Origin of the sequence: Zoogloea sp., from assembly GCF_041914405.1 — a bacterium.
Classification (GTDB): Bacteria; Pseudomonadota; Gammaproteobacteria; order Burkholderiales; family Rhodocyclaceae; genus Zoogloea.
Map to the genome: position 1 here is coordinate 43,734 of NZ_JAYSDK010000006.1, position 25,340 is coordinate 69,073.

A 25,340-nucleotide genomic window follows, 5' to 3' on the forward strand; every position below is an offset into this window, starting at 1 on the left:
TCATGAGCATCCAGGTTCAGAACATCCGCAAGGAATTCGGCAGCTTCACTGCCCTTAAAGACGTATCGCTGGACTTTCCCACCGGCGAACTGGTGGCGCTGCTTGGGCCGTCCGGCTGCGGCAAGACCACGCTGCTGCGCATCATCGCCGGCCTGGAGTCGGCGGACAGCGGCAAGGTGCTGCTGGATGGCGCCGATGCCTCCGACACCCATGTGCGTGAGCGCCAGGTCGGTTTCGTGTTCCAGCATTACGCGCTGTTCCGCCACATGACCGTGTTCGACAACGTGGCCTTCGGCATGCGCATGAAGCCGCGCAGCCAGCGCCCGTCGGAAAGCGCCATCAAGGCCAAGGTGACCGAGTTGCTGAAGCTGGTACAGCTCGACTGGGTGGCGGATCGCTTCCCGTCCCAGCTGTCCGGCGGGCAGCGTCAGCGTATCGCTTTGGCCCGTGCGCTGGCGGTGGAGCCCCGCGTGCTGCTGCTCGATGAGCCTTTCGGGGCGCTGGACGCCAAGGTGCGCAAGGAGCTGCGCCGCTGGCTGCGCCGCCTGCACGACGAACTGCACATCACCTCCATCTTCGTGACCCATGACCAGGAAGAAGCCCTGGAAGTGGCTGATCGGGTGGTGCTGATGGACCACGGCAAGGTGGAGCAGGTGGGCACGCCGGAAGAGGTGTACCGCCATCCGGCATCGCCCTTTGTGTATGGCTTCCTCGGTTCGGTGAACCTCTTCCACGGCCGCGTGGATGGCCAGAAGGTGCATGTGGGCGACGACGTGCTGGCGCCGGGCAAGGTGGATCTGGCCCATGGCTCCGAGGTGTTTGCGTTTGCCCGTCCGCACGAGCTGAACATCGTCGTCAATCCACAGGAAGCTGGCGGTGTGTCGGCCAAGATCAGCCGCATCCTGGCCTTCGGCGTAACGGCTCGGGTGGAACTCGACGGGCTCAACGGCTCGACCGGCCAGCTGTTCGAAGTGGAGGTGACCCGCGACGAGGTGGAGCGCCTTGGCCTGGAGGAAGGGCAGACGGTTCGTCTGGTACCCTCGCGCCTGCGGGTTTTTGAACGCAATGCAGATAAGAATGGCGCCGACCAGGCGCCCAACTGGGTGATCTGATGAATTTCCAGCAACTGCGCATCATTCATGAAACGGTGCGCCGCAATTTCAACCTGACGGAGGTGGCCAATGCGCTGTTCACCTCCCAGTCGGGGGTGTCCAAGCACATCAAGGACCTGGAAGACGAGCTGGGCCTCGAGCTGTTCATCCGCAAGGGCAAGCGTCTGCTCGGGCTGACCGAGCCGGGGCAGGAGCTGGTCCACATCGTGGACCGCATGCTGATGGACGCCCGCAACATCAAGAGCATCGCCGACCAGTTCAGCAACAAGGACCACGGCCAGCTGACCATCGTCACCACCCACACCCAGGCGCGCTACGCGTTGCCGCGGGTGGTGACCCAGTTCAAGCAGGCCTTCCCGAAGGTGCACCTGGTGCTGCATCAAGCCAGCCCGACGGAGATCGTCACGATGCTGCAGGACGGCCGTGCCGACATCGGCATCGCCACCGAGTCGCTGGCCGGCGTGGCGGACTTTGTGTCCTTCCCGTACTACAGCTGGCATCACTCGGTGATCGTCCCGGCCGGCCATCCGCTGGAGTCCGTCGAGCCGCTGACGCTGGAGGCGGTCGCTGAGTATCCGGTGATTACCTACCACGAGGGCTTCACCGGTCGCGCCAAGATCGACGAGACCTTTGCCAAGGCCGGCCTGACGCCGGACGTGGTGATGTCCGCCCTCGACGCGGACGTGATCAAGGCCTACGTGGAACTGGGGCTGGGTGTCGGCATCGTCGCGTCGATGGCCTATGACGGCCACCGGGACCAGGGCCTGAAGATGCTGCCGAGCAGCCATCTGTTCGAGGAGAACGTGACCCGCATCGCGGTGCGCCGGGGCCACTTCCTGCGCGGCTTTGCCTACCGCTTCATCGAACTGTGCTCGGAGGAACTGACCGAGAGCGTGGTGCGTTCGGCGTTGCGTCCGGAGAAGGAAGGCTACGCCGGAGAGTTCTGACCCGCTCCTTCGCGTTGCTGGTAGATGCTGCAGCCCCGCCTTCGAGCGGGGCTGTGTCGTTTCAGGGCCGCCCGCGGGTGCCGTGGCGCAGGCGGGCGAGGGCGCCCTGGCGGCCGCGGCGCACGAGGCTGATGTCGTCGATGCTGCCGAGGGGAAGGTCCTCGGCGGAGGCCTTCAGGGCGTGCAGCAATTCGAGGCCGCGCGGCCATGGGCCGTGTCCCGAGTCCACGTTGATGTGTCCGGCGGCGCCGATCTCTACCAGATGGCTGCCCCAGTTGTCGGCCCAGTAGGCGGCGGAGGACAGGCGCACCCACGGATCATTGGTACTGGCAACGACGATGCTCGGCGCACCGAGGGCTTCGCGGGGAATCCAGCGCCCCAGGCTCTCGTCCTCGGGGTGGGCGTCTTCGTCCCGCAGGCCGAAGGGTGTGAAGCGTTCGGGATCGGCCGGCGCGACAAGCAGCAGACCGGCCACCCGGTTGAGGCGGTCACTGGCCGCGACGACGGAGGCGAGACAGCCGAAGCTGTGGGCCACCAGCCAGACCGGTCCGGGCGACGCATCGATTTCGTCGCGCACGATTTGCGCCCAGCGGGCCAGAATGGGACTTTCCCAGTCGATGCCGCGGACCCGACGGGCGTCGGGAAGCTGGGTTTCCAGCCAGGTCTGCCAGTGGGCCGTGCCGCTGCCGTGGAAGCCGGGAACGATGAGGGTGGTGTGGTGCATGGAGCGCTTTCCGGCGAACAGAACGGCGCGGGCGGAACGGCTTGGTAGCCGCTTCGCCCGCATCCTGCTGCCTGTGTCACGTTTTAATGGGATAAGGGCAGTCTAGGCAGCGGCGGCGGCAGACTGAACCAAGAAAAACGTGAAAGCTTATTCGCGCCGGGGGATTGCGCCGTCAGAGCAGCAGTAAGGCGCTGCCGGCCACCAGGGTCGGCAGCAGTGCGGCGAGGAACAGGCCGCCGGCGTTGATCGATTCATCCTCGAAGCTGCCGCGCAGGATCGCGCTGCCCGCAGGGTTCGGGGCATTGGCGATGATGGTGAGACCGCCACCGGTTACGGCGCCGGCGACCAGCGCGTACTTGAAGGCATCGCTGAGCCCTTCGACCAGCGAGCCGAGATAGGTCAGTGCGGCATTGTCGGTGAAGGCCGTCAGCAGGGTTGCGCCGACGAAGACCGCGTCGCTGCTCATGCTCATCAACAGAGGCTGCAGCCACCATTGCTGCTGCCCACCAAGCACCACCAGGCCGGCCAGAAAGAAGGCCACCAGCAAGCCTTCGCGCAGGATCAGGCGGTCCTGGTGGCGGGCGTAGGCATCGGCGATACCCAGGAAGAACAGGAACAGGCCGAGGAACACCGCCGGATGGTGGGCGGATACCACAACGCCACACAGGAACAGTAGATGCACCAGCGTCAGCGCCGGCGGCACGGACGGCGTGCCGGCATCACTTTCCGTGGGGTGGAGGGCTGCCAGCTCACGGCGGAAGGCCAGGGTGACACCGAGGGCATTGATGCCGACGGCGAGCGCGGCCTTCCAGCCGAACTGGCTCAGCATGAAATGGGTGTCCCAGCCCCACTTGCCGGCAACCATCAAAACAGGCGGCGCGGCAAAGGGTGTCAGCGTGCCGCCGATGGAGATGTTGACGAACAGCACGCCGAGCGTCGCGTACTTGAGGCGCGTCGACAGACCGCGGCTGAAGAACTCGTCGCGCAGCATCAGCGCCGCCAGCGTCATCGCTGCGGGTTCGGTGATGAAGGAGCCGAGCAGCGGCACCAGTGCGAGCACCGTGAAGTAGCCGGCGGCGGGCCCGGGTAGTGGCACGGCGCGCGCGGTCAGGCGAACGAGCCCGCTGGCAGCTTGGAGGATCGGGCGCGTGCCGGCGATGACCATGATCGCGAAGACGAACATCGGCTCGGTGAAATTGCGGGATTCGATGTAGCTGATGGCCGGGTGGGCGCCGTCGATGAAGACCATCGCCACGATCAGGATCATCGCCCAGAAGCCGAACACCACCTCCACCTCGCCGAGCAGATGCCAGATGCCGGCATGGGTGGGGCGGGTGTGGGCCAGGTGCTCGAAGAAGCGGGTGGCGAAGGTGTGAAGGATGGCGACCGCGAACAGGATCGCGCCGACGAGCTGGATGGCGCTGGGCGTCATGGGATCAGGGAAGGGGGATGAATGTCGTCCTCATGCAGAGCCCTTGCCCGTGCACTTGGTTCCCGCCGCGGTCAGCGGCGCGTGCGGCCGCGGGGCGGGGTGAAGGGCTTCGCAGCCGCCGCCGGCTTGCTGTATTCCTTGAAGACGCGTTTGGCATCCTGCTCGGCGCGCAGCTGGGTGCAGATGGATGGATCGTCGTCGTGGCCGCTGAAGTAGCCGTCAGCCTGGGCCTTCATGACCAGCTGGATGGCGGCCTGTTCGGTGAGCTTGTAGCGCTCGAAGAGGAGGGTGGCGACTTCGTCCAGGTGTTCTTCGTAGGTCATGGGAGCAGGGCCGCCGGGCGGCAATCGGTTACGGGCCAACATTTTAAAGCGCCAGGGCGATTCGTGTCCGATTGCTGCCACCAGAGTGCTGCCGGGATAATCGGGCGCACTGTACCGGCAGGTGGCTGCAACGGCCTGCCATTTCAATTCCTCGATCCCAAGCCAACAGAGAGATGACCACCATGTCCGAGAGCCAGCTTGTCCTGTCCGCCCTTTATCGCTATCCGGTCAAGTCCATGCGTGGCGAACGCCTCGATGCCAGCCCGGTGAGTCCGATTGGCCTGCCTTTCGACCGCCACTGGATGGTCGGCGACCCCAATGGGCGCCTGATGACCGGCCGTGAGTATCCCGAACTGGTCCTGATCGATGCGGCGCCGACCGCGGAGGGCGTCCGTCTGTCGGCGCCGGGGCATGAGTCCCTGTTCGTGCCCAACACGGCCTTCACCCAGCCGCATCCGGCGACGGTGTGGAGCGATACCTTCTCTGCGTGGCACGGTGCGGACGAGGCTGACGACTGGATCTCGGCCTACGTCGGGGCACGCCTCAAGTTCCTGTGGATCGGTGCCGAGACGTCCCGGCGTTTAAGGGATGACGCAGCCGTGCCGCTTTCCTTTGCGGACGGCTTCCCGCTGCTGTTGGCGACGCAGTCGTCGCTGGACGATCTTTCCGAACGGGTCGGGCGTCCGCTGGAGATGGAGCGTTTCCGGCCGAATCTGGTGGTGACGGGCGGTGATGCCTTTGCGGAGGACGGCTGGAAGCGTCTTCGCATCGGCGGGGTGGAGTTTCGTGTCGCCAAGCCCTGCGAGCGTTGTGTCTTTACCACAGTCGATCCCGCGAACGGCCGTAAGGGGCTGGATCAGGAGCCGCTGCGCACCCTGGCTCAATATCGGCGGACGCCGGCCGGGGTGATCTTCGGGCAGAACGTGATCGTGGAAGGATCTACCGAGTTGCGGGTCGGCATGCCGATCGAAATTCTCGAGTGACGGATGTCATGGAGAATTCTTGACAAGAGGGTGGGGAAACACCTATTCCGGAAGGGGGCCGGTGTCGCATAAATGCCGACAGAGCCGCACCAGCCCTTGATCTGCATCAAGGGCGTTGCGATTATGTGTATCGAAATGTTCTACCTAAAAAGGGAGACGTCGATAATTCGACGGTCGGAATTTAGAGGAAATCACGTGTTTGCCAATTTTAAAAACAAGCTGTGCGGCGCCCTGGCCTTGCTGGTCATGCTGACTGCCACAGCGTTTGCCGACGATTCCCCCCCAACACCGGAAGAGCTGGCGAAGATCAAAACCGCCAACGCAGAGTGCCTCACCTGCCATTCGGAGGCGGGGCTCAAGAAGCCGCCTAAGGAAGGGCTGGATCTCAAGAAGCTGCGTCATTACCTCGTCGATCTGGGTACCTACACGGAGTCAGATCACGGGCAGATGGCCTGTAGCAAGTGTCATGGCGATGGCTACGACAAGCATCCCCATGATGCCAAGGCCAAGGAAGGCCTGAGCGAATGCCAGGACTGCCACGCCCGCAAGGCGATGCGTATCGAGCGCCAGTTCGACAAGTCGGTGCATGCGGAGCATCTCAGCGACAGCTTCACCTGTGCGACCTGCCACGATCCGCATGTGATGACGCTGGCCTCAAAGTTGCGCGACCCGCACAAGATCGTCGCCCAGGACAACAAGATCTGCCTGGACTGCCATGACTCCGACCTGGCCTTTGCGAAGATCGCGCCGGAGAAGAAAAAGCGTCCGCCCATCGATGACATCCACAGTTGGCTGCCCAACACCCGCCTGCACTGGCAGGCCGTGCGCTGTATCGAATGTCACACGCCGACGGAGGACAAGCTGTCCCTGTCCCACGAGATCCAGAACAAGGACAAGGCCGAGAAGAAGTGCGCCACCTGCCACAGTGCCAATTCCTCGCTGAACGCGCGCCTCTATCGTCACTTGGCCAAGGAAGAACAGAACAAGTACGGCTTCCTCAATAGTGTGATCCTCAGCAACTCCTACGTGGTGGGGGCGACCCGCAACCCTTCGATCGACTGGATCGTAATCGGCCTGTTCGTTGCCACCGTCGTCGGCGTGATCGGCCACGGCCTGGTCCGCATCATCACCACCCGCATGCGCCGGAGTAAGAACCATGACTAATCGCGTTTTCATGCTGCCCCTGTGGATCCGCTTGTGGCATTGGAGCAATGCGCTGGCGATCATCGTGCTGGCGGTGACTGGCGTCAGCCTCCACTTCTCCAACCCCGAGTTGCCGCTGGTGGAGTTTTCGCTGGCGGCCCGCATCCATAACGTTGCGGGCGTATGCCTGGCTGGCTTGTATGCGGTGTTCGTCATCGGCAACATCGTCACCGGCAACTGGTGGCAATACGTGCCGAAGCCGCCCGGCATCATCGGCCGCTGTCTGACCCAGATGCAGTACTACGGTTCGGGCATCTTCAAGGGCGAGAAGGAACCCTTTCCGCCGACCCCAGAAGTCAATTTCAACGCGCTGCAGGCGGTCACCTACTGGTCGATCATGTACCTGGTGCTGCCGCTGGTCATCGCCACCGGCCTGATCTTCCTGTACCCGCAGTTCGCGCCCGATCGCCTGTTCGACCTTGATGGCCTGCTGCCGATTGCGCTGGTCCATTACCTGGGCGCCGCGGTGATCGTGCTGTTCGCCGTCAGCCACATCTACCTGGGTACCATGGGTCCCAAGGTCTCCAGCCTGTTCAAGATGATGATCACCGGCTGGTACGAGCATTGATTTCCCGTTCCAACTCAAGCAATAAATATCCTCGAGGAGAGTCGCACATGAAATCCAAACTGACCGCCGTGCTGGTGTCCAGCCTTTGCGCATCATGCCTGATGCTGTCCGCTGAAGCCTTCGCCTTCGACGCCGACGCCGCCCAGGCCCTGGCCAAGAAAGAAGGCTGTACCAAGTGCCACGCGGTGGACAAAAAGAAGGAAGCCAAGTCCCTGACCGAGATTTCCAAGTCGCTGAAGGGCAAGTCCGATGCTGAGGCCAAGCTGCTGCATCACCTGACGTCCGGTGACAAGGTCAAGTTCGAGGATGGCAAGGAGGAGGAACACAAGATTCTCAAGACCAAGGACAAGGCCGAGATCAAGAATCTGACTGACTGGATTCTGTCCCTCGCGAAGTAAACCGTTCGGGTGGGATGCCCGACTTGCAGGGCATCCCGGACTACGAAGGCAGTACCAGGGAGAAACAACATGAAATTTCTGCGAAAGCTGATCGCCTCATGCGTGGTGCTTGGGGCACTGGCGGGCAGCACCGCCGTGCTGGCGGCCGATGCTCCGACGAGCGGTGGCAAGCCGCCTGCCAAGGATCTTGTGCTGAAGGGCGACGCCAAGTGCACGTCCTGTCACGACGAGAGTGACGAGCCCAAGCTGCTGCACATCGGCAAGACCAAGCACGGCAGCCTGGCTGACGGGCGTACGCCGAGCTGTACGAGCTGCCACGGCGACAGCGACAAGCACGTCAACAACCCCGAAAAGCTTAAAGAACGCCCGGTTACCGACCGCAGCTTCGGCAAGTCCTCGAAGCTCAGTGCTGACGAAAAGAGCGCGGCCTGTACGACCTGCCACCAGGGCGGCAAGCACATCAACTGGAACACCAGCGCCCACGCCAACCGGGACGTCTCGTGTACCTCGTGCCACCAGGTCCATGCCGGCAAGGACAAGGTCCGTGACAAGCGTACCCAGGCGGAAGTCTGCTACACCTGCCACAAGCAACAGCGGGCCGAGGCCAACAAGCCGTCGCATCACCCGATCCCGGAAGGCAAGATGACCTGCTCGGACTGCCACAACGCACACGGTTCCGCTGGTCCGAAGATGTTGGTGAAGGACACCACCAACGCCACCTGCTACACCTGCCACGCCGAGAAGCGCGGCCCCTTCGTGCATAACCATCAGCCGGTCGTCGAGGATTGTGGTAACTGCCACAACCCCCACGGCACCACGGCGGAAGGCATGCTCAAGGCGCGTCAGCCCTTCCTGTGCCAGCAATGCCACGGCGAGTCCTCGCACCCGGGCAACATCCCTGGCGTGCGCAGCAACATGCCCAATGCGGTGAGCACCAACATCGGCCCGGGCATGGCCCAGGCACGCGGCTGCATGAACTGCCACACCAATATTCACGGCAGCAACAGCCCCAGCAATGCGACGTCCAGCGGCCCGTTCCGCTTCTTCCGCTGAGCGAGGAGGATGATCATGAGCAAGCATCTGAATTTCCGGCAGACTGCCATCGTGATGGCCTTGTCGGCGGTGTTCCCGGTCGCCAGCGTGTGGGCGGATGAGGTCGAGGAGCTGACCAGCCCCAACAAGACCGAGGCGGCGCTCAATCTGCCGTACTACAGCGCGGTGAATCCGCTTTACCGCCAGTACAGCGGCGTGAACAACGAGGGCTTCAACGGCAACGTGGACATCGACGTGGTACGCCGCGACGAGGAAGCCAAGTGGTTCAAGCTGAATGCCCGCAATCTGGGCCTGCGCACCCAGGAACTCAGCATTCGCTACGAGAAGCAGGGCGACTGGGCCTTGGGCCTCAGCTATGACCAGATCCCGCGTTACAGCCCGTATGACGTGACCACCGCTGTTCAGGGCGTGGGGCGCAACACCATCGTCCAGCCCAACATCGCCAGCACGGCGGTATCCGCCAACAACCCGAACGCCTACGACGTCACCCTCAAGACCGAGAGGGCGATCACGACGCTGACGGCCAGCAAATTCGTCGCTGAAGGCCTCAAGCTGGGCTTCTCGTTCAAGAACGAGGACAAGACCGGCACGCGCATGGACGGCGTGCGGGGTGTGGCGGGGACGGGCGCGGCCAATCTGTACAGCGGCTTCCTGTTCTCACCGGAGCCCATCGACCAGAACCACAAGCAGTTCGAGGCAACGGTCGATTACGTCAACAGCAAGTTCCAGCTCACCGGCGGTTACTACGGCAGCTTCCTCAGCACCAAGTACAACTCGCTGACCGTGCTGCCGGGCACCAACACGGCGCTGGTCGTTCCCGGCCTGTCGCCGATCGCGCTGGCGCCGGACAATTCGGTGCAGCAGTTCTACGTGAATGGCGCCTACAACTTCACGAAGGATACGCGGGCGAGCCTGAAGGTGTCCTATTCCGAGGGCCGCCAGGACGATACCTTCCTGACAGGGCAGGCGACCCTGCCGGGCATCGGCGCAAACCTGATGGGTGTGGTGCGGACCACCGAAGTCTTCTCGTCGATCACCTCGCGGATCAACAAGGACCTCAAGCTGCTGGCGTCCTGGCGTTATGAGGATCGGCAGGACAAGACGCCGATCCGACTGTTCGCGACCTCGACAAGCGCCGGTGTGACGACCAATTACTACAACAACCCCGAGTCCCATGTGGCCAACTGGGGCAAGCTCGAGGCGGATTACCGGATCGGTGGCGGCTACAGCGTGACTGCCGGTTTCGACTATTACGACAAGAGCAGCCTCGAATGGGAGCGCCATCGGGTCTCCGAAACGACCTCCCGCGTCGCTTTGCGCAAGACCATGAGCGAGACGGTGAACGGGACCCTGTCGTTGGCCCACTCCGAGCGCACGGGTTCGGACTGGTTCGGCGCCACCGCGCTGCCGATCTATCCGGTGTATCTGGCCGACCGCAATCGTGACAAGGTGCGCGGTATGCTCGACTGGAGTGCGACTGAGAGCCTGAACCTGCAGGTCGCGTATGAAGCCTACTTCGACGACTACCGCAAGAGCACCTACGGTCTCGACAAGGGCAAGGGGCAGGTCCTGTCCCTGGACGGCAGCTATGTGCTCAGCGACATCTGGAAGCTGAACGCCTGGTACTCGAAGCAGATGGGTGAGTCGTCCCAGAACATGCAGGGCGCGGCATGTACGACCGGCAACAACAGCAACTGCACGGTCAATACCTTCCGCACCGGCACGCTCATTCAGTGGGATGCGACGCTCAAGCAGAACTCTGATCAGTTCGGGGTCGGCGTGAACGGCAAGGTCAAGATGGTGGATGTGGGTGCCCAGTTCCTGTATTCCCAGGACACCAACAAGCAGCTGATTGGCGACTTGCCGGCTACCACCTGCACCAATGCGACCTGCACCACGACGGGAGCCCTGGCATCCGGGATGGGTGTGCTGCCGGACACCAAGTACACGCAGAACACCCTCAAGCTGAACGCGACCTATCCGGTCAGCAAGGCCACCCGTGTGCGCCTGGACTACATCTACGACCTGCGCAAGATGGACGACTACACCTGGTCGCAGTGGGTGTATGCGGACGGTACCAAGGTATTCGTGAAGCCGGACCAGGTCACGCAGATCATCGGCCTGTCGCTGCTACACGCGTTCTGATCGTTTCCTGAAGTAGCAAGCAAAGAGCCCCTGGCGCAATGCCAGGGGCTCTTTGCTTTTCCTGTAGGGGCGAATGAATTTGTCCCCACGGTTCTTCGTCCCGCCTCAGCGGCTGATCGGCTTGTAGCGGATCCGCTTGGGCTTGGCGCCTTCCTCACCCAGGCGCTTGCGCTTGTCTTCCTCATACTCCTGGTAGTTGCCGGCGAAGAAGGTCCATTGGGAATCGCCTTCGGCAGCCAGGATGTGGGTACAGATCCGGTCGAGGAACCAGCGGTCGTGGGAGATGATCAGCGCGCAGCCGGCGAATTCCAGCAGCGCGTCTTCCAGGGCCCGCAGGGTTTCCACGTCAAGGTCGTTGGACGGTTCGTCGAGGAGCAGCACGTTGCCGCCGCTCATCAGCGTCTTGGCCAGGTGCAGACGGCCGCGTTCGCCGCCGGACAGGTTGCCGACGAGCTTCTGCTGGTCGCCGCCCTTGAAGTTGAAGCGGCCGATGTAGGCCCGGCTGGGCATCTCGAACTTGCCGATGGTCAGGATGTCGGCGCCGCCGGCGAGCTCGTCGAAGACCGTCTTGCTGCCGTCCAGGCAGTCGCGGGACTGGTCCACGTAGGCGATCTTGACCGTGGGGCCGACCACCACGTCGCCGGAGTCCGGCGTGTCCTGGCCGGTGATCATCTTGAACAGGGTGGACTTACCGGCACCGTTGGGGCCGATGATGCCGACGATGGCACCCGCGGGGATGCTGAAGTTCACCTTGTCCATCAGCAGCTTGTCGCCGAAGCCCTTCGACACGTCGGTGAATTCGATGACCTTGTCGCCGAGGCGCTCGCCGACCGGGATGAAGATTTCCTGGGTCTCGTTGCGCTTCTGGTATTCGACCGAGGACATTTCCTCGTAGCGGGCGATACGCGCCTTGCTCTTGGCCTGACGCGCCTTGGGATTGGAGCGCACCCATTCCAGTTCCTGCTTCATGGCCTTGATGCGGGCCCCTTCCTGCTTGGCTTCCTGTTCCAGGCGGGCTTCCTTCTGCTCCAGCCAGCTGGAGTAGTTGCCCTTCCAGGGGATGCCGTGGCCACGGTCGAGTTCGAGGATCCACTCGGCGGCGTTGTCGAGGAAGTAGCGGTCGTGGGTGACGGCCACCACGGTGCCCGGGAAGCGGACCAGGAACTGCTCCAGCCACTCGACGGATTCCGCGTCCAGGTGGTTGGTCGGTTCGTCGAGCAGCAGCATGTCGGGGCGCGACAGCAGCAGCTTGCACAGGGCGACGCGGCGCTTTTCACCGCCGGACAGGGGGCCGACCTTGGCATCCCAGGGCGGCAGGCGCAGGGCGTCGGCGGCGATCTCGAGCTGGGTTTCCACATCGGCGCCGCTGGTGGCGATGATGTTCTCGTACTTGGCCTGCAGTTCGGCCAGCTTGTCGAAGTCGGCGTCCGGCTCGGCGTAGGCGGCGTATACCTCCTCGAGCTTCTGCTTGGCTTCCATGACCTCGCCGAGACCCGACTCCACTTCCTCGCGGACAGTCTTGTTCGGGTTGAGCTGCGGCTCCTGGGGCAGGTAGCCGATGGACATGTTGGGCTGCCACTGGACCTCGCCGTCGTATTCCTTCTCGACGCCGGCCATGATCTTCAGCACAGTGGACTTGCCGGCGCCGTTGAGGCCGAGCAGGCCGATCTTGGCGCCGGGGAAGAAGGACAGGGAGATGTCCTTGATGATCTGACGCTTGGGCGGGACGACCTTGCTGACGCGCAGCATGGACATGACGTATTGGGCCATCGGGGTACTTTCCGGAGATGCAAAAAATCAAAGGCGAGACTTTACCCGATGCAGGCGCGGGGCGCTGCCCTCAGGCGACGAATTGCAGCTTGGCAAGGTGGGCGTAGAGGCCTTCCTGGGCGATGAGTTCGGCGTGGCTGCCTTGCTGCACGATGCGGCCGTCCTCCATCACGACGATGCGGTCGGCTTTCTGTACGGTGGCGAGGCGGTGGGCGATGACGAGGGTCGTGCGCTGGCGCATCAGGCCGTCCAGCGCCGACTGGACCATGCGTTCGCTCTCCGCGTCCAGCGCCGAGGTGGCTTCATCGAGGAGCAGGATGGGCCGATCGGCCAGGATCGCGCGGGCGATGGCAATACGCTGGCGCTGTCCGCCGGACAGGCGCACGCCGCGCTCGCCGAGATAGGTGTCGTAGCCCTCGGGCAATTCGGCGATGAAGTCGTGGGCAAAGGCTGCCACGCAGGCGGCTTTCACGTCGTCGAGGCCGGCGCTGAGGCGGGCGTAGCGCACGTTGTCGGCCACGCTGGCGGCGAAGATCACGGCTTCCTGGGAAACCAGCGCGATGCGCTGGCGCAGGGCCAGCGGGTCGGCGGCCGTCAGGTCGATGCCGTCGATGCTGACGCGGCCGCGCTCCGGGTCGTAGAAGCGAAGCAGGAGCTGGAAGACAGTGCTCTTGCCGGAGCCGGATGGGCCCACCAGCGCGACGGTCTCGCCGGGCCGCACCTGCAGGTCGAAGTCGTCGAGGGCCGGTGTGTCCGGCCGGGTCGGGTAGTGGAAGCGCACGCCATCCAGCGCGATGCGTCCTTCGGCTGGGCTGGGCAGCGTCAGCGGCGCCTTGGGCGCCTGGATGGCCGGCGTGGAGGAGAGGATCTCCATCAGCCTCTCGGTAGCGCCGGCGGCCCGCTGCAGGTCGCCCCACACTTCGGACAGTGCGCCGACACTGCCGGCGACGATGGCAGCGTAGAACACGAAGGCGGACAACTCGCCAGCGCTGAGGCGGCCGGCCAGTACGTCATGCCCGCCGATCCACAGGATGAAGGCGATCGCGCCGAACACCAGCACCAACACGGCTGCCACCAGACGGGCGCGGTTGGCGATGCGCTGGCGCGCGGTGCCGAAGCTGGCCTCCACCAGCTGTCCGAAATCGCGCCGGTCGGCGTCCTCGTGGCTGTAAGCCTGGACGATTCGGATCTCGTGGATGGTCTCGTCGATGCGGTTGCCGAGCTCGGCGACGCGGTCCTGGCTTTCCCGCGCCAGGCGGCGTACGCGGCGGCCGAACAGGATGATCGGCGTGACCACCAGCGGCACGCCGGCGAGGGTCAGCAGCGTGAGCTTGAGACTGGTGGTGAACAGCATGACCAGCCCGCCGATCAGCAGCAGCGCGTTGCGCAGCGCGATGGACAGGCTGGAGCCGACGACGTTCTCGATCTGGGTGGTGTCGGACGTGAGGCGGGAGATCACTTCGCCGGTGCGGCCGGCCTCGAACCACGATGGCGGCAGGCTCAGCAGATGGTCGAAGACACGCCGGCGCAGGTCGGCGGTGACCCGCTCGCCCAGCCACGAGACGTTGTAGAAGCGCAGATAGGTGGCGGCGGCGAGTAGCGCGATGACACCGAACATTGCCGCCAGCGCGCGGTCCAGCCAGGCCGGGTCGCCGGCTGAGAAGCCCTTGTCGATGACCGCCCGCAGGCCCTGGCCGATCGCCAGCATGGCGCCGGCAGCAACCACCAGCGCGATGGCGGCGATGAAGACCCGGCGGCGGTAGGGAGCGAGGAGTTGCAGCAGGGCTCGGGCGGGATGGAGCAGCATGGGCTTGGGAGCGGGCATGGCGAAGAGGGGGCGACAGGATTGTAGGTGGTGGCGTGATTGCCCGGTAAGCTAGGGCACCTCATTTACGGTAAATGTTCCTGCCATGTTGTCTGCTTCGCCTCTGACCGCCGGTGTCACGCTGTTGATTGTGTTGTTGATGTTCGGGACGGGTTTTGCCGTCGGCAAGGGGCGCCACAAGTATGGCGTCCAGGCGCCTGCAGTGACCGGCCACCCGGTCTTCGAGCGACTGTACCGCGTCCAGATGAACACTCTCGAATGGGCCGTGATGACGCTGCCGTGCCTGTGGATCTGCGCCGTCTATGTAAGCGATGGTATCGCCGCGTCGTTGGGTGGCGTGTGGCTTGTTGGACGCATTTGGTATGCGGTGGGCTATGCGCGGGCACCCGAGAAGCGGGCGGGTGGTTTCACGGTGGGTGCGCTGGCCTTCGGTGCGCTGGGCTTGGCCGCAGGCGGTGGAGTGTTGTGGAGCCTGATCGGTGCGTGAGTTGAAGCGCGCGGCGCTGGTTTCCGGGTTTGGGCTGACGCTATCGGCGGCTGTGCTGGCGGCTCCGCCATTGCCTGCCGTCGGTGCAAAGGCGGATGCAGTCACGGTGTCGGGCATCTCGTCCGGCGGTTACATGGCGGTGCAGTTCCAGGTGGCCTGGTCGCGGCTCGTCAAAGGCGCTGGCATTCTGGCGGCCGGACCCTATGACTGCGCTGAGGGTAGCGTCTGGCGTGCCCTGGTCAACTGCATGTCGTCGTCGGCGTGGGCGCCGCCGCCTGCGCCGGCCGAGATTCGTGCCCGCGTCGATGCGCGCGCCCGCAGCGGACTGATTGATCCGCCAACGGGGCTGGCGGACGACAGGGTGTGGGTTTTTAGCGGCGGAGGAGACAAGACCGTGGCCCGGCCGGTGGTGGATGCGCTGGTGGCGTTCTATCGCCAGTGGGTACCGGCGTCGGCGCTGCAGGTGGCGAGCCTGCCGAACGCGGGGCACGCGATGATCTCCGTCGCCGATGCCCATCCGAATGCCTGTGCGACGTCGGAGCCGCCCTACATCAACCGCTGTGGGGATTTCGACGCACCGGGCGAGCTGCTGCGCAGCCTGCTGGGGCCGCTGCAGCCGCGCGTCAGGGCAGATGCCACCGCGCTGCAGGCCTTCGATCAGCGTTCCTTCATCGACGGCCTGGCGATTGATGCGGGGTTGGCCGAGCAGGGTTATGCCTATGTGCCGCGCAGTTGCCGCGCAGGCGGCTGTGCGGTGCATGTGGCTTTCCACGGTTGCCTGCAGGGCGAAGACCAGATCGGCCGGCGTTTCGTCGACGGAGCGGGCTACAACGAGTGGGCCGAGGCGAACCGGCTGATCGTGCTGTATCCGCAGGTGGCGGCGCGTAGTGGCCTGGCCTCGGGCTCCTGGCGCTGGCTCTACAACCCGAAGGGGTGCTGGGACTGGTGGGGCTACGGGTCGCCGGACTACGCCACGCAGAAGGGGCCGCAGATGACCGCAGTGCGGCGCATGCTCGCCCGCCTGGCGGAGCCGGTGGGGCGGTAAACGACGAAGTCCGGCCGGAGCCGGACTTCGTTGGGGCTGGAGGCGCTTTGTCTTATTTTTCGACGAAAGCGCGTTCGATCACGTAGTCACCGGGGGCGCCGATGTGCTCGGAGATCTTGAAGCCGAGGCCGTCGAGCATCTTGCAGCAGTCGTCGAGCATGGCCGGGCTGCCGCAGATCATGGCGCGGTCGTGGGCCGGGTCGATGACCGGCAGGCCGGTGTCTTCAAAGAGCTTGCCGGTGGTGATCACTTCGGTCACGCGGCCCTGGTTGCGGAACTCTTCGCGGGTCACGGTGGGGTAGTACACCAGCTTGTTGCGCACTTCCTCACCGAAGAATTCGTTCTGCGGCAGTTCCTGCTCGATGAACTCGCTGTAGGCCAGCTCGGACACGTAGCGCACGCCGTGCAGCAGGATGACCTTTTCGAAGCGCTCGTAGGTTTCCGGATCCTGGATCACGCTCATGAACGGGGCGAGGCCAGTGCCGGTGGAGAACAGGTAGAGGTTGCGGCCGGGCAGCAGGTCGGACAGCACCAGGGTGCCGGTGGGCTTCTTGCTGATCACGATAGGATCGCCCGGCTGAAGGTGCTGCAGGCGGGAGGTCAGCGGGCCGTTGGGGACCTTGATGCTGAAGAACTCCAGGTGCTCCTCGTAGTTGGGGCTGGCGATGCTGTAGGCGCGGGTGAGCGGGCGACCTTCCACTTCCAGGCCGATCATCACGAACTGGCCGTTGTCGAAGCGCAGGCCGGCGTCACGGGTAACCTTGAAGCTGAACAGGGATTCGTTCCAGTGATGAACGGACAGGACGGTTTGGGTGCTCAGTTTGCTCATGGCGGCGAAGAAGTGGATTGCGGTAGTGCAGCAATTTTAACCTGCCTGTAAGATCAGTAAAATGGATTGTATCTATATACATATTCTGTTTTGCAGATATGAAATACACCTTACGCCAACTGGAAATTTTCGTTGCCGTCGCCCGTCAGGAAAGCGTTTCGCGGGCAGCGGATGAGCTGGCTTTGTCCCAGTCCGCAACCAGCACCGCGCTTGGTGAATTCGAGCGCCAGTTCAGTACCCAACTGTTCGATCGCATTGGCAAGTCCCTGCGCCTCAATGAACTGGGGCAGGTACTGTTGCCCCACGCGGTGCAACTGCTCGAACACGCGGCGGAGATCGAATCCCTGCTGGCCCGGCAGACCGATTTCGGGCCCTTGCAGATCGGCGCGACGCTGACCGTCGGCAATTACCTGGCAACGCTGATCGCCGCCGATTTCCTGCGCCGCCATCCCAGCGCACAAGTGAAGTTGAAGGTGCACAACTCGACAACCATCGTCGATCAGCTACTCCATTACGAGCTCGACCTAGGGCTGATCGAAGGCACTTGCCGGCACGCAGACCTGCTGGTGGAGCCGTGGGTGGAGGACGAATTGGTGGTCTTTTGCGCCCCCTCGCATCCGCTGGCGAAGGCGGGGCGGATCAGTGTCGACGAGCTGGCCGATCAGGACTGGATTCTGCGCGAAAGTGGTTCGGGCACACGGGAGACCTTCGACCAGGCGCTGCGTCATTTCAATGGTGAGCTCAAGGTGCGCCTGGAACTGGAACACACCGAGGCGATCAAGCGGGCGGTGGAGAGCGGCGTCGGCATCGGCTGCATTTCACGGCTGGCGTTGCGCGAGGCCTTCCGGCGCGGCAGCCTGGTGCCGGTGGAAACGCCGGAGCTGGATCTGCGCCGCCAGTTCCAGTTTGTGACCCACAAGCGTAAATACGTGACCGCTGGCATGCGGGAGTTCATCGCCCTGTGCCGGCAGATGACGGCGGGCGCGGCGCGCAGCGACCTGATCGATCTGCCCTTCATCCCCTGATGACGAGTGCGTTGGAGGCGTGCCAGGTGCCGCGTGGCGAGTAGAATCACGGCTCCGTCACAATTCCGCCCAGATCGATTCCATGCCTTGCTCCGTCCGGTTCACCATCCAGGCCGCACAGCCGGCCGCCCATCTGTTCGACATCACCCTGCGCATCGAGCGCCCCGACCCGGCGGGGCAGATTCTCAGCCTGCCGGCTTGGATTCCCGGCAGCTACATGATCCGTGAGTTCGCCAAGAATATTGTGAGCCTGAGCGCCAAGGCCGGCGCTCGCCACCTGGCGGTCGTCAAGCAGGACAAGCACACCTGGGTGTTGCCGGCGGGGCTGGATGAGCCGGTGACGGTGAACTACACGGTGTACGCGTGGGACCTGTCTGTGCGCACTGCGCACCTGGACCAGACCCATGGTTTCTTCAACGGCACCAGCGTCTTCCTGAAGGTGCATGGCTGTGAGGCACAGCCCCATTTCGTGGACATCCGCCCCCCGCGCGGCCTGAAGGATGCGGGCTGGCGCGTGGCCACCAGCCTGCCGGAAGCGACGGGAGAGGCCGGCGCTGCGGAGCGTTACGGTTTCGGTTTGTATCGGGCAGGGGACTACGATGAGCTGATCGATCACCCGGTCGAGATGGGCACGTTTTCGCTGGCCGAGTTCGATGCCTGCGGCGTGCCCCACGCAGTGGCCATTACCGGTCGCCACGATTGCGACATGACGCGTCTGGTCGGCGATCTCAAGCCGATCTGCGAGGCGCAGATCCGCCTGTTCGGCGAGCCGGCGCCGATGGATCGCTATGTGTTCCTGACCATGGCCGTGGGCGACGGCTACGGCGGTCTCGAGCATCGGGCATCGACGGCCTTGCTTTGCAGCCGCAACGATCTCCCGTACGCCGGCATGGACGAGGCGACCGAGGGCTACCGGCAGTTCCTCGGCCTGTGCAGCCATGAGTACTTCCACACCTGGAACGTCAAGCGCATCAAGCCGGCAGCCTTTGTGCCCTACGACCTGACGCAGGAAGGCTATACGCGCCTGCTGTGGGCCTTCGAGGGCTTCACGTCCTACTACGACGACCTTATGCTGGTTCGCAGCGGTCGGATCACCGAAAAGGATTACCTGGCGCTACTGTCCAAGACCATCACCCAGGTGCATAAGGGCAGCGGCCGCCGCAAGCAGAGCGTGGCGGAATCATCCTTCGAGGCGTGGACCAAGTATTACCGCCAGGACGAAAACAGCCCCAACGCCATCGTCAGCTACTACACCAAGGGTTCGCTGGTGGCCTTGTTGCTCGACCTGCGCTTGCGCGCTGACAGCAAAGGCGCACGCAGCCTGGATGACTTGATGCGCGGGCTGTGGCAACGCCACGGGCTCACCGGCGTCGGCGTGGATGAGGATGGCATTTTTGCGCTGGCGGCGGAGCTCGGCGGGCCGGCGCTGGGGCGGTGGCTGCGGGATTTGGTCGAGGGTACCGACGAGCTACCGTTGGAGGCCGGGCTCAAGCGCCTCGGGCTGACTCTGACCTGGGAGGCGCCTAACAGCAACCCGAGCCTCGGTGTGCGCACAACGGCCGAGGGTGATGCGGTCAAGCTGGCCAATGTCTACGACGGTGGTGCGGCGCGGGCGGCCGGGCTGTCGGCGGGCGACGTGCTGATCGCGCTGGACGGCATCCGCATCACCAGCGCCAACCTGGACAAGCTGCTGGCCCGCCGGCTGGCTGGCGAGACCGTCCGCGTGCATGCCTTCCGGCGCGACGAGTTGATGGAGTTCGAGGTGGAACTCCAGGCTGCGCCGGTGGATACCGCGAAGCTGGCCTTCGCCGAACGCAGTTCGGGTCAGGCCAAGGCGTTGCGCGGAGCCTGGCTGGCAACCGTGGCCTGAGCCGGCAAGCGTGGTGAGGCGCTTAGAGGCGCCTCGCTACGCGGTACAGGTAGGCGCCGAACAGCGCGGCCGCAGCCACGTTGCTGAGGACCGTGGCCTGCCAGAAGCCCGCCACGCCCTGGGGTGGCAGCAGGCCGCCGATGCCGTAGAACGCCAGGCCGTAGCCACCGGCGAGGCCGACCCCCCAGAAACACAGGGTGTGCACGAGCATCGGGCCAAAGGTGATCTTGTAGCCGCGCAGTGCATGGGCGGCCACCGTCTGGATGGCGTCGAAGAGCTGATAAAGCCAGATGTAGAGCAGCAGGGACATGCCGAGCTGCTGAACCTGCGGGTCGGAAGTGTAGGCGGCGAAGATCGGTTCGCGGGCCAGCCAGATGATCGTTGCAACGGCGGTTGAAAGGCCGGCGCCCAGGATTACGCCGACCTTGGCCGCGTGACGGGCGCCGCGTCCGTCGCGGGCGCCGACGGCCTGCCCGACCAGCACGAGGGTAGCGATGGCGAGGGCAAGCGGCAGCATGTAGATCAGCGCCCCCAGGTTGCCGACGATGCGATGGCCGGCGACCACCGAAGCGCCCAATTTGGCAACGAGCAGGGCGATCAGCGTGAAGGCGGTGATCTCCACGAAACTCGAGAAACCCATCGGCAGCCCCAGCCGCAGCAGCTCGCCGAGCGCGCGCGGGTGCGGAGCTTGCCAGCGGGCAAAAAGCCGGTAGCGGGCGTAGGCCGGCGACCTCGCCATGTGGAACAGCGCGCTGACGAGGGCCAGCCAGCCAACGACCGCGCTGGAAACCGCGCAGCCGGTGCCGCCGAGGGGCGCCATTCCGAGGTGGCCGTTGACCAGTGCCCACGACAGCGGAATGTGCACCGTGGTGGTGGCCAGGCTGATCACCATCAGCACACGGCTGTGTCCCAGCGCATTGGTGAAGGCGTAGAAGGTGCGGTAAAGCAGTACCGCCGGCAAGCCCCAGGCGATGGTGCCCAGGTAGTCGCGGGCGCGGCTTTCGATCTCTGGGCTCATCTCGCTCAGCTGCATCAGCCAGTCCGGGCGAGTGAGCAGCAATACGCCGGGAGCAGACAGCAGCAGGGCCAGCCAGAAGCCCTGCTGGAGGGTGGGGGCGATGTCCTGGTGGCGGGCTGCGCCGACATGATGTGCGACGGTAGGGGAAACAGCCTGCAGGATGCCCACCAGCAGCATCACGATGGAAATGTAGATGCCGCTGCCGACGGCGACGGCGGCCAGATCGGTGGTGCCGTAATGGCCGCTCAGGACGGTGTCGCTGACCATCTGGGTCATTGACGACAACTGGGCGACGAGGACCGGCCAGGCAAGCTCGAGGATGCGCCGGGGGAGGGAGGGTGAGGATTTCATGAGGCGCGTAGTCTAGTCCACTCGGGTAGACGTCTCTCAGGCGAAATGGCCGTGGAGATACCAGCCGTGGGGCGCAGCCCTGTCCCGGAAGACCCAGGCCAGGCAGCCGTCCTGGCTGCGGGCGACGAAGTAGTCCCGACACACCGTGGCTTCCGGCCCGTCCCACCAGCCGGATTCGATGCGCTCCGGGCCGGTGAGGAGAGTCCATGGCGGTGGTGCCGGAATCGGCCGGGGTTCCGGCAGCAACCACAGGGGGCGTGGTGAAGGCGGCAAGGGCGACGGCAGGGGCCGGCAGCCCTCGGGGTGCTGAGGCTCGACCCAGCGCCAGGCCTTTTCCGGGCGATGATCGGGTTGGGGGGCGAGGCAACGCACGGCCCGATCGCCGAGGCGCGCGCGCAGGGTCGCCAGCAGCAGGTCCGGATCGCCGTGTTGGCCGTCATTCCCGTGGAAAAGATCGCCGTCGGGTGGAGCAAGTAGACGGGGCTCGTCCGCTGTGAGGCGCAGGGCATCGACCGGGGCCGGTAGAGGTGTCCGGTTCAGATGTTCGCGGGCCAGCAACTGGCAGCGCTGCATGTCCCGGGAAAGGGTGCCCAGTACGATCTCGAACGGTGCTTCCGGCGCTCGGCTGTTGCGTTCGAACTCCAGAACCAGCGTGAAGCGCTCGATCCCGGCCTGGCGGGCATCGAGCCAGCCGGCCAGGCCAGCGAGCAGGCGCCGGGCGGCGAACAACAAGGTTTCCACCTGATCGGACGGCGTCGGCAGCGGCAGGCGGGACAGATAGCGTTCGGGGGGCTGGAACCAGGGGTACGGGTCGGGAATGTGTCCGTAAGCCCGGTCGATAGCGTTGGTGACGGCCTGGGCATGGCGTCGTGCGAGGCCGTGACGGGGCAGACGGCGTACTTCTCCCAAGGTGGCGTGGCCGGTGCCGGTGAGCAGGTCCAGGCTGTCGGGCCCGACCGGCGCGCCCTCGGCAAGAGCGATCAGCGGCAGTGCATCGAGCCTGCCGGCCAGGGGAGCACTGGCGTCATCGTCGCTGCCGAAGCGGGCCAGCCAGCGGGCTGCCAGGGGTGTCTGGGCGATCGCCAGGCGGGCGAGGAAGCCCAGCTCCTCGATTTCCCGGATGATCTGCCGGCTCAGGGGGGCGAGTCCGCCGAACAGGCGCAGGCAGGCCTCCACCTCGAGGAGAACGGCGTTGGGCGCGGCGAGGCTGATGGCGGGGGTGAAGCGCCCGGCCCAGGTGGCGATGTCGACCAGAGCGGCGTGTTCGAGGGCAGGCTGCCGGTCGATCAGGCACAGCTCCGGCGCTATGGCCAGTGCGCTGGCCCGGCCAATCCCTGGCTCCACGCCGCGCGCCATTGCTGCCGGATCCGCGGCCACCACCCTGCGGCGCGGATGGCCATCGAGGATCGCCAGCGGGGCGGCATCACTGCGCCCCCGCGTGAAGACCTGGAGGGGCAGATCGGGCAGGTAGAGGGCGCACCAGAGCATGCTTGCCAACGGGGGAGGGCTGGGGCGCGCGGGGGGCTGCCGAGCAAGGCTCGAGGCCTCCATCGGGACGTGGGCCACCGCCCGGCCAGGGGAGTTCGAGTCTCACGGGCTCGGCCAGTTGTGGCCCGCGGCGTTTCAGGATGTGGATACCGATGCCGCCTCGGCAGGGGCTGAGGGCCAGCCGCAGCACTGCCGGTGAGGGTTGGCGGGCAGCGCTTGCGGGGCGGAGCAGGATCAGTGGTGTGCCGCTTTCTTCGGCGGCCAACTGCAGGCGGCGCAGGGCGCCCATGTCGGCGTCGGCCAGCCACAGCAGGACCACCTCGCAGCTGCGCGAGTCGAGGGACTGGCGAGCTGCCCAGCGGGCATGGGCCGGGCTCTCGGCTTGGACGATGAGCAGGCGTTCGAGCGGTACGCCGGCGGCGGCGAGGGCTGGCGCATAGGGCAGGCCGGGCGGAGCGATGCAGGCCGCCCAGCGCCCTGCAGGCACGCTGGCGAGCAGGGGGAGCAGCAACCCCAGTTCACCGACACCATTGCGGGGCAGCAGCAGTTCGCTCAGCGCGGCGAGGGGCCATCCGCCTCCGGGCAGGGCTGCGTCAAGTGCCGGGTGGCCGGTCGTTCGCCCCGGTAGGGCCGGCGTGGCCAGCCGATCGCCGCGCCAGACCAGATGGTCCAGGGATAAGGCGGAAGCGGAGGCGGCCATGGCGTGGTTCAGGCGATGCCGGAGGGTCAGAAGCTGTCGCTGCGGATCAGGCCGACGGCGATGCCTTCGATTTCCAGCTGGTCGTTGCGGGTGTCCACGATGATGGGTTCGAAGTCCGGGTTGGCTGGCAGCAACTCGACGATGGGGCCCTTGCGGGCCAGGCGCTTGACTGTCACCTCGTCTTCCACCCGGGCGACGACGATCTGGCCGTCGCGGACCTCGGTGGTGCGATGTACGGCCAGCAGGTCGCCATCGAGGATGCCAGCATCGCGCATGCTGAGGCCGCGCACCATCAGCAGGTAGTCGGCGCGGGGCGAGAACAGCCCCGGGTCCACCTGGTAGCGGCCCTGCACATGTTCGGCGGCAAGGATGGGGCTGCCGGCGGCGACCCGCCCGATCAGCGGCAGTCCGAGGGCCTCCTTCAGACGGATGCCGCGGGCGCGGCCTTCTTCAAGGGAGATGACGCCCTTGGCGGCGAGGGCGCGCAGATGGGTCTCCGCCGCGTTGGGCGAGCGGAAGCCGAAGGCGCTGCAGATCTCGGCCCGGGTCGGCGGACGCCCTTCCTGCTCCACGGTGTCGCGGATCAGCTGGAGGATTTCCTGTTGGCGGGGGGTGAGATTGTCGGACATGGAGGGCTCCTGTGAGTCTTGTGTAATTTTATACAGGTTGCGGCGGATGGCAAGCCGCGCGTGCCTTTGCCGGCCGGGGCCGGCCCCGGGAAGCGTGACAAACTGCAGCCCGCAGCCATAAATGACTTGAGCCTCGGCGGGCGGTGGACTATCCATTCAAGAGCATGCCTTCTCCTGACTGATGCAGGTGTGGCAAGCTGGCATCCGGAACAGCAGCCGACATATTTCGCAGACAAGACCAAGCCACACGAACAGATTTGCCCAACCCCTACGGGCTCCCGAGAGCCCTCATTCGCCCCCGGAGGAGAGATGCCCATGTTCGTCAGCCCGCAAGAAGCTTCGGGTAGAGTTCTCAGCGCTGCTCGGTTAGAATCCTCCGACTCGCCGGCAACGCCTTGCGAAGGCTCGCCTGCTCCGCTCTTTTCCCTGCCCGATGCCGACATGGAAATGTTCGATCTGGCCTCGGTGCTGGGGTCCAAACATGTGGTCCTGTACTTCTATCCCCGTGACAACACCCCCGGCTGCACGCGTCAGGCCATTGATTTCAGCGACCATGACGCCGACTTCGAGCAGCAGAACTGCATGGTGATCGGCGTGAGTCCCGACGACTGCCTGACCCATGCCGATTTCCGCGATCAGCACGGCCTGTCGGTGGAATTGCTGTCCGACGAGGATGGCGAGGTGTGCCGCCTGTACGGTGTGTGGTTGTCGGGCGTGGTCGATGGGGTCGCCAAGCGCAGCGTGCGTCGCTCGACCTTCATCATCTCCAGCGACGGGGTGGTGCAGCATGTGCTGCACGATGTGAATCCGCGCGGCCATGCCGCCGAAGTCTTCCAGCTGATAAAGCAACTCAACTCAAGGAATGTAAATGGAAATCGCCAAGAACACGGTCGTCACGCTTGATTACAAGGTTACCGACCCCGATGGGAACGTGATCGACGACGGCCAGCACCCGCTGGTGTACCTGCATGGCGGTTACGACGGTATCTTCACCGTGATCGAGGAAGCCCTGCACGGCAAAAACAGCGGTGACAGCCTGAAGGTCAAGCTGCAGCCGGAAGATGCCTTTGGCGAGTACGACGAGGAGCTGGTGCTGGTGGAAGACGCCACCCTGTTCCCCGACAACATCGAAGTCGGCATGTCCTTCGAGCGCGTGGGCGAGGATGGCGAGGACGAAATGGTCTACCGCATCACCGACATCGCCGACGGCAAGGTCGTTGTGGATGGCAACCACCCCCTCGCCGGCACCGCGCTGGTCTTCGACATCACCGTCAAGAGCGTGCGTGCCGCCAGCGCCGAGGAAATCGGCCACGGCCATGTGCACGGTGAAGGCGGTCATCACCACTGATGCCAGGTGGCCGGCGCTGCGGCTTCGTCCGGCGCCGGCCAACCCGAATTCGCAGAACGGATCGCCT

24 protein-coding genes are annotated in these 25,340 nt (G+C 64.9%); 14 read left to right on the plus strand and 10 right to left on the minus strand.

The features are described from left to right. Positions 1–2 precede the first annotated feature (2 nt). Positions 3–1,112: a sulfate/molybdate ABC transporter ATP-binding protein gene (locus tag ACE3RX_RS05250; RefSeq protein ID WP_374481043.1), complete on the plus strand. Its 1,110-nt coding sequence runs from the start codon at positions 3–5 to the stop codon at positions 1,110–1,112. Continuing rightward, positions 1,112–2,059 carry a CysB family HTH-type transcriptional regulator gene (locus ACE3RX_RS05255; protein WP_374481045.1) on the plus strand — a complete coding sequence of 316 codons (948 nt, stop codon included), beginning with the start codon at positions 1,112–1,114 and terminating at the stop codon, positions 2,057–2,059. Before ACE3RX_RS05250 ends, ACE3RX_RS05255 begins: the two co-directional genes overlap by 1 nt. Positions 2,060–2,120: 61 nt before the next feature. Here the strand turns inward: ACE3RX_RS05255 and ACE3RX_RS05260 are convergent, their stop codons facing one another. From ACE3RX_RS05260 to ACE3RX_RS05270, 3 genes are all read right to left on the minus strand, one after another. After that, positions 2,121–2,783, minus strand: coding sequence for an RBBP9/YdeN family alpha/beta hydrolase (locus tag ACE3RX_RS05260; protein ID WP_374481047.1), 663 nt, complete (start codon positions 2,781–2,783; stop codon positions 2,121–2,123). A 172-nt stretch (positions 2,784–2,955) separates the two neighbouring features. Next, a complete protein-coding gene (locus tag ACE3RX_RS05265; protein WP_374481049.1) occupies positions 2,956–4,215 on the minus strand; it encodes a putative Na+/H+ antiporter in 1,260 nt (419 codons plus the stop codon). Between the two features lie 71 nt (positions 4,216–4,286). Then, entirely contained in the window at positions 4,287–4,538 is a 252-nt protein-coding gene (locus tag ACE3RX_RS05270; protein WP_374481051.1) for a hypothetical protein, read from the minus strand. A 173-nt stretch (positions 4,539–4,711) separates the two neighbouring features. Here ACE3RX_RS05270 and ACE3RX_RS05275 point away from each other — a divergent pair, with 173 nt between their 5' ends. From ACE3RX_RS05275 to ACE3RX_RS05300, 6 genes are all read left to right on the plus strand, one after another. After that, a complete protein-coding gene (locus tag ACE3RX_RS05275; protein ID WP_374481053.1) occupies positions 4,712–5,521 on the plus strand; it encodes an MOSC domain-containing protein in 810 nt (269 codons plus the stop codon). Positions 5,522–5,716: 195 nt separating this feature from the next. Beyond that, positions 5,717–6,685: a cytochrome c3 family protein gene (locus tag ACE3RX_RS05280; protein ID WP_374481055.1), complete on the plus strand. Its 969-nt coding sequence runs from the start codon at positions 5,717–5,719 to the stop codon at positions 6,683–6,685. Continuing rightward, positions 6,678–7,292: a cytochrome b/b6 domain-containing protein gene (locus tag ACE3RX_RS05285; protein WP_374481057.1), complete on the plus strand. Its 615-nt coding sequence runs from the start codon at positions 6,678–6,680 to the stop codon at positions 7,290–7,292. Before ACE3RX_RS05280 ends, ACE3RX_RS05285 begins: the two co-directional genes overlap by 8 nt. Positions 7,293–7,339: 47 nt before the next feature. Continuing rightward, positions 7,340–7,690 carry a c-type cytochrome gene (locus ACE3RX_RS05290; RefSeq protein WP_374481059.1) on the plus strand — a complete coding sequence of 117 codons (351 nt, stop codon included), beginning with the start codon at positions 7,340–7,342 and terminating at the stop codon, positions 7,688–7,690. Positions 7,691–7,759: 69 nt separating this feature from the next. Then, positions 7,760–8,743, plus strand: a complete 984-nt coding sequence (locus tag ACE3RX_RS05295) for a DmsE family decaheme c-type cytochrome (RefSeq protein WP_374481061.1) — start codon at positions 7,760–7,762, stop codon at positions 8,741–8,743. A gap of 15 nt (positions 8,744–8,758) precedes the next feature. After that, positions 8,759–10,888, plus strand: a complete 2,130-nt coding sequence (locus ACE3RX_RS05300) for an MtrB/PioB family decaheme-associated outer membrane protein (protein ID WP_374481064.1) — start codon at positions 8,759–8,761, stop codon at positions 10,886–10,888. Between the two features lie 105 nt (positions 10,889–10,993). Here the strand turns inward: ACE3RX_RS05300 and ettA are convergent, their stop codons facing one another. Together ettA and ACE3RX_RS05310 are read right to left on the minus strand one after the other, a co-directional pair. Beyond that, positions 10,994–12,658 (minus strand): energy-dependent translational throttle protein EttA, encoded by a 1,665-nt coding sequence (gene ettA / locus ACE3RX_RS05305; RefSeq protein WP_374481066.1) that lies wholly within the window; start codon positions 12,656–12,658, stop codon positions 10,994–10,996. A 70-nt stretch (positions 12,659–12,728) separates the two neighbouring features. Beyond that, positions 12,729–14,465 carry an ABC transporter transmembrane domain-containing protein gene (locus tag ACE3RX_RS05310; RefSeq protein ID WP_374481068.1) on the minus strand — a complete coding sequence of 579 codons (1,737 nt, stop codon included), beginning with the start codon at positions 14,463–14,465 and terminating at the stop codon, positions 12,729–12,731. A 103-nt stretch (positions 14,466–14,568) separates the two neighbouring features. Between ACE3RX_RS05310 and ACE3RX_RS05315 the strand changes: the two genes are divergently transcribed. Next, positions 14,569–14,970 (plus strand): MAPEG family protein, encoded by a 402-nt coding sequence (locus tag ACE3RX_RS05315; protein ID WP_374481070.1) that lies wholly within the window; start codon positions 14,569–14,571, stop codon positions 14,968–14,970. Next, positions 14,963–16,015 (plus strand): poly(3-hydroxybutyrate) depolymerase, encoded by a 1,053-nt coding sequence (locus ACE3RX_RS05320; protein ID WP_374481072.1) that lies wholly within the window; start codon positions 14,963–14,965, stop codon positions 16,013–16,015. Before ACE3RX_RS05315 ends, ACE3RX_RS05320 begins: the two co-directional genes overlap by 8 nt. 52 nt (positions 16,016–16,067) lie before the next feature. Here the strand turns inward: ACE3RX_RS05320 and ACE3RX_RS05325 are convergent, their stop codons facing one another. Then, the gene (locus ACE3RX_RS05325; protein WP_374481074.1) at positions 16,068–16,844 is read right to left on the minus strand and encodes a ferredoxin--NADP reductase; all 777 of its coding nucleotides are present in this window, start codon (positions 16,842–16,844) and stop codon (positions 16,068–16,070) included. Between the two features lie 98 nt (positions 16,845–16,942). Here ACE3RX_RS05325 and ACE3RX_RS05330 point away from each other — a divergent pair, with 98 nt between their 5' ends. Both ACE3RX_RS05330 and ACE3RX_RS05335 read left to right on the plus strand, forming a co-directional pair. Next, positions 16,943–17,869: a LysR family transcriptional regulator gene (locus ACE3RX_RS05330; RefSeq protein WP_374481076.1), complete on the plus strand. Its 927-nt coding sequence runs from the start codon at positions 16,943–16,945 to the stop codon at positions 17,867–17,869. An 82-nt stretch (positions 17,870–17,951) separates the two neighbouring features. After that, entirely contained in the window at positions 17,952–19,739 is a 1,788-nt protein-coding gene (locus ACE3RX_RS05335) for a M61 family metallopeptidase (RefSeq protein WP_374481078.1), read from the plus strand. A gap of 22 nt (positions 19,740–19,761) precedes the next feature. Here ACE3RX_RS05335 and ACE3RX_RS05340 read toward each other — a convergent pair whose 3' ends face one another. The 4 genes from ACE3RX_RS05340 to lexA are packed head-to-tail and all read right to left on the minus strand — an operon-like array spanning position 19,762 to position 23,925. Then, positions 19,762–21,108, minus strand: a complete 1,347-nt coding sequence (locus ACE3RX_RS05340) for an MATE family efflux transporter (protein ID WP_374481080.1) — start codon at positions 21,106–21,108, stop codon at positions 19,762–19,764. A gap of 36 nt (positions 21,109–21,144) precedes the next feature. Further along, complete coding sequence (locus tag ACE3RX_RS05345) at positions 21,145–22,596, minus strand: DNA polymerase Y family protein (protein ID WP_374481083.1); 1,452 nt, start codon at positions 22,594–22,596, stop codon at positions 21,145–21,147. Next, positions 22,532–23,296: a translesion DNA synthesis-associated protein ImuA gene (gene imuA, locus ACE3RX_RS05350; protein WP_374481085.1), complete on the minus strand. Its 765-nt coding sequence runs from the start codon at positions 23,294–23,296 to the stop codon at positions 22,532–22,534. Before imuA ends, ACE3RX_RS05345 begins: the two co-directional genes overlap by 65 nt. Before the next feature lie 26 nt (positions 23,297–23,322). Then, positions 23,323–23,925, minus strand: a complete 603-nt coding sequence (gene lexA / locus ACE3RX_RS05355) for a transcriptional repressor LexA (protein WP_374481087.1) — start codon at positions 23,923–23,925, stop codon at positions 23,323–23,325. Between the two features lie 315 nt (positions 23,926–24,240). On the opposite strand from lexA, the gene ACE3RX_RS05360 reads away from it, so the two are divergent. Together ACE3RX_RS05360 and ACE3RX_RS05365 are read left to right on the plus strand one after the other, a co-directional pair. After that, positions 24,241–24,828: a peroxiredoxin gene (locus ACE3RX_RS05360; RefSeq protein ID WP_374481089.1), complete on the plus strand. Its 588-nt coding sequence runs from the start codon at positions 24,241–24,243 to the stop codon at positions 24,826–24,828. Further along, positions 24,794–25,273 (plus strand): peptidylprolyl isomerase, encoded by a 480-nt coding sequence (locus ACE3RX_RS05365; protein ID WP_374481091.1) that lies wholly within the window; start codon positions 24,794–24,796, stop codon positions 25,271–25,273. Before ACE3RX_RS05360 ends, ACE3RX_RS05365 begins: the two co-directional genes overlap by 35 nt. The last annotated feature ends 67 nt before the right edge of the window (positions 25,274–25,340 follow it).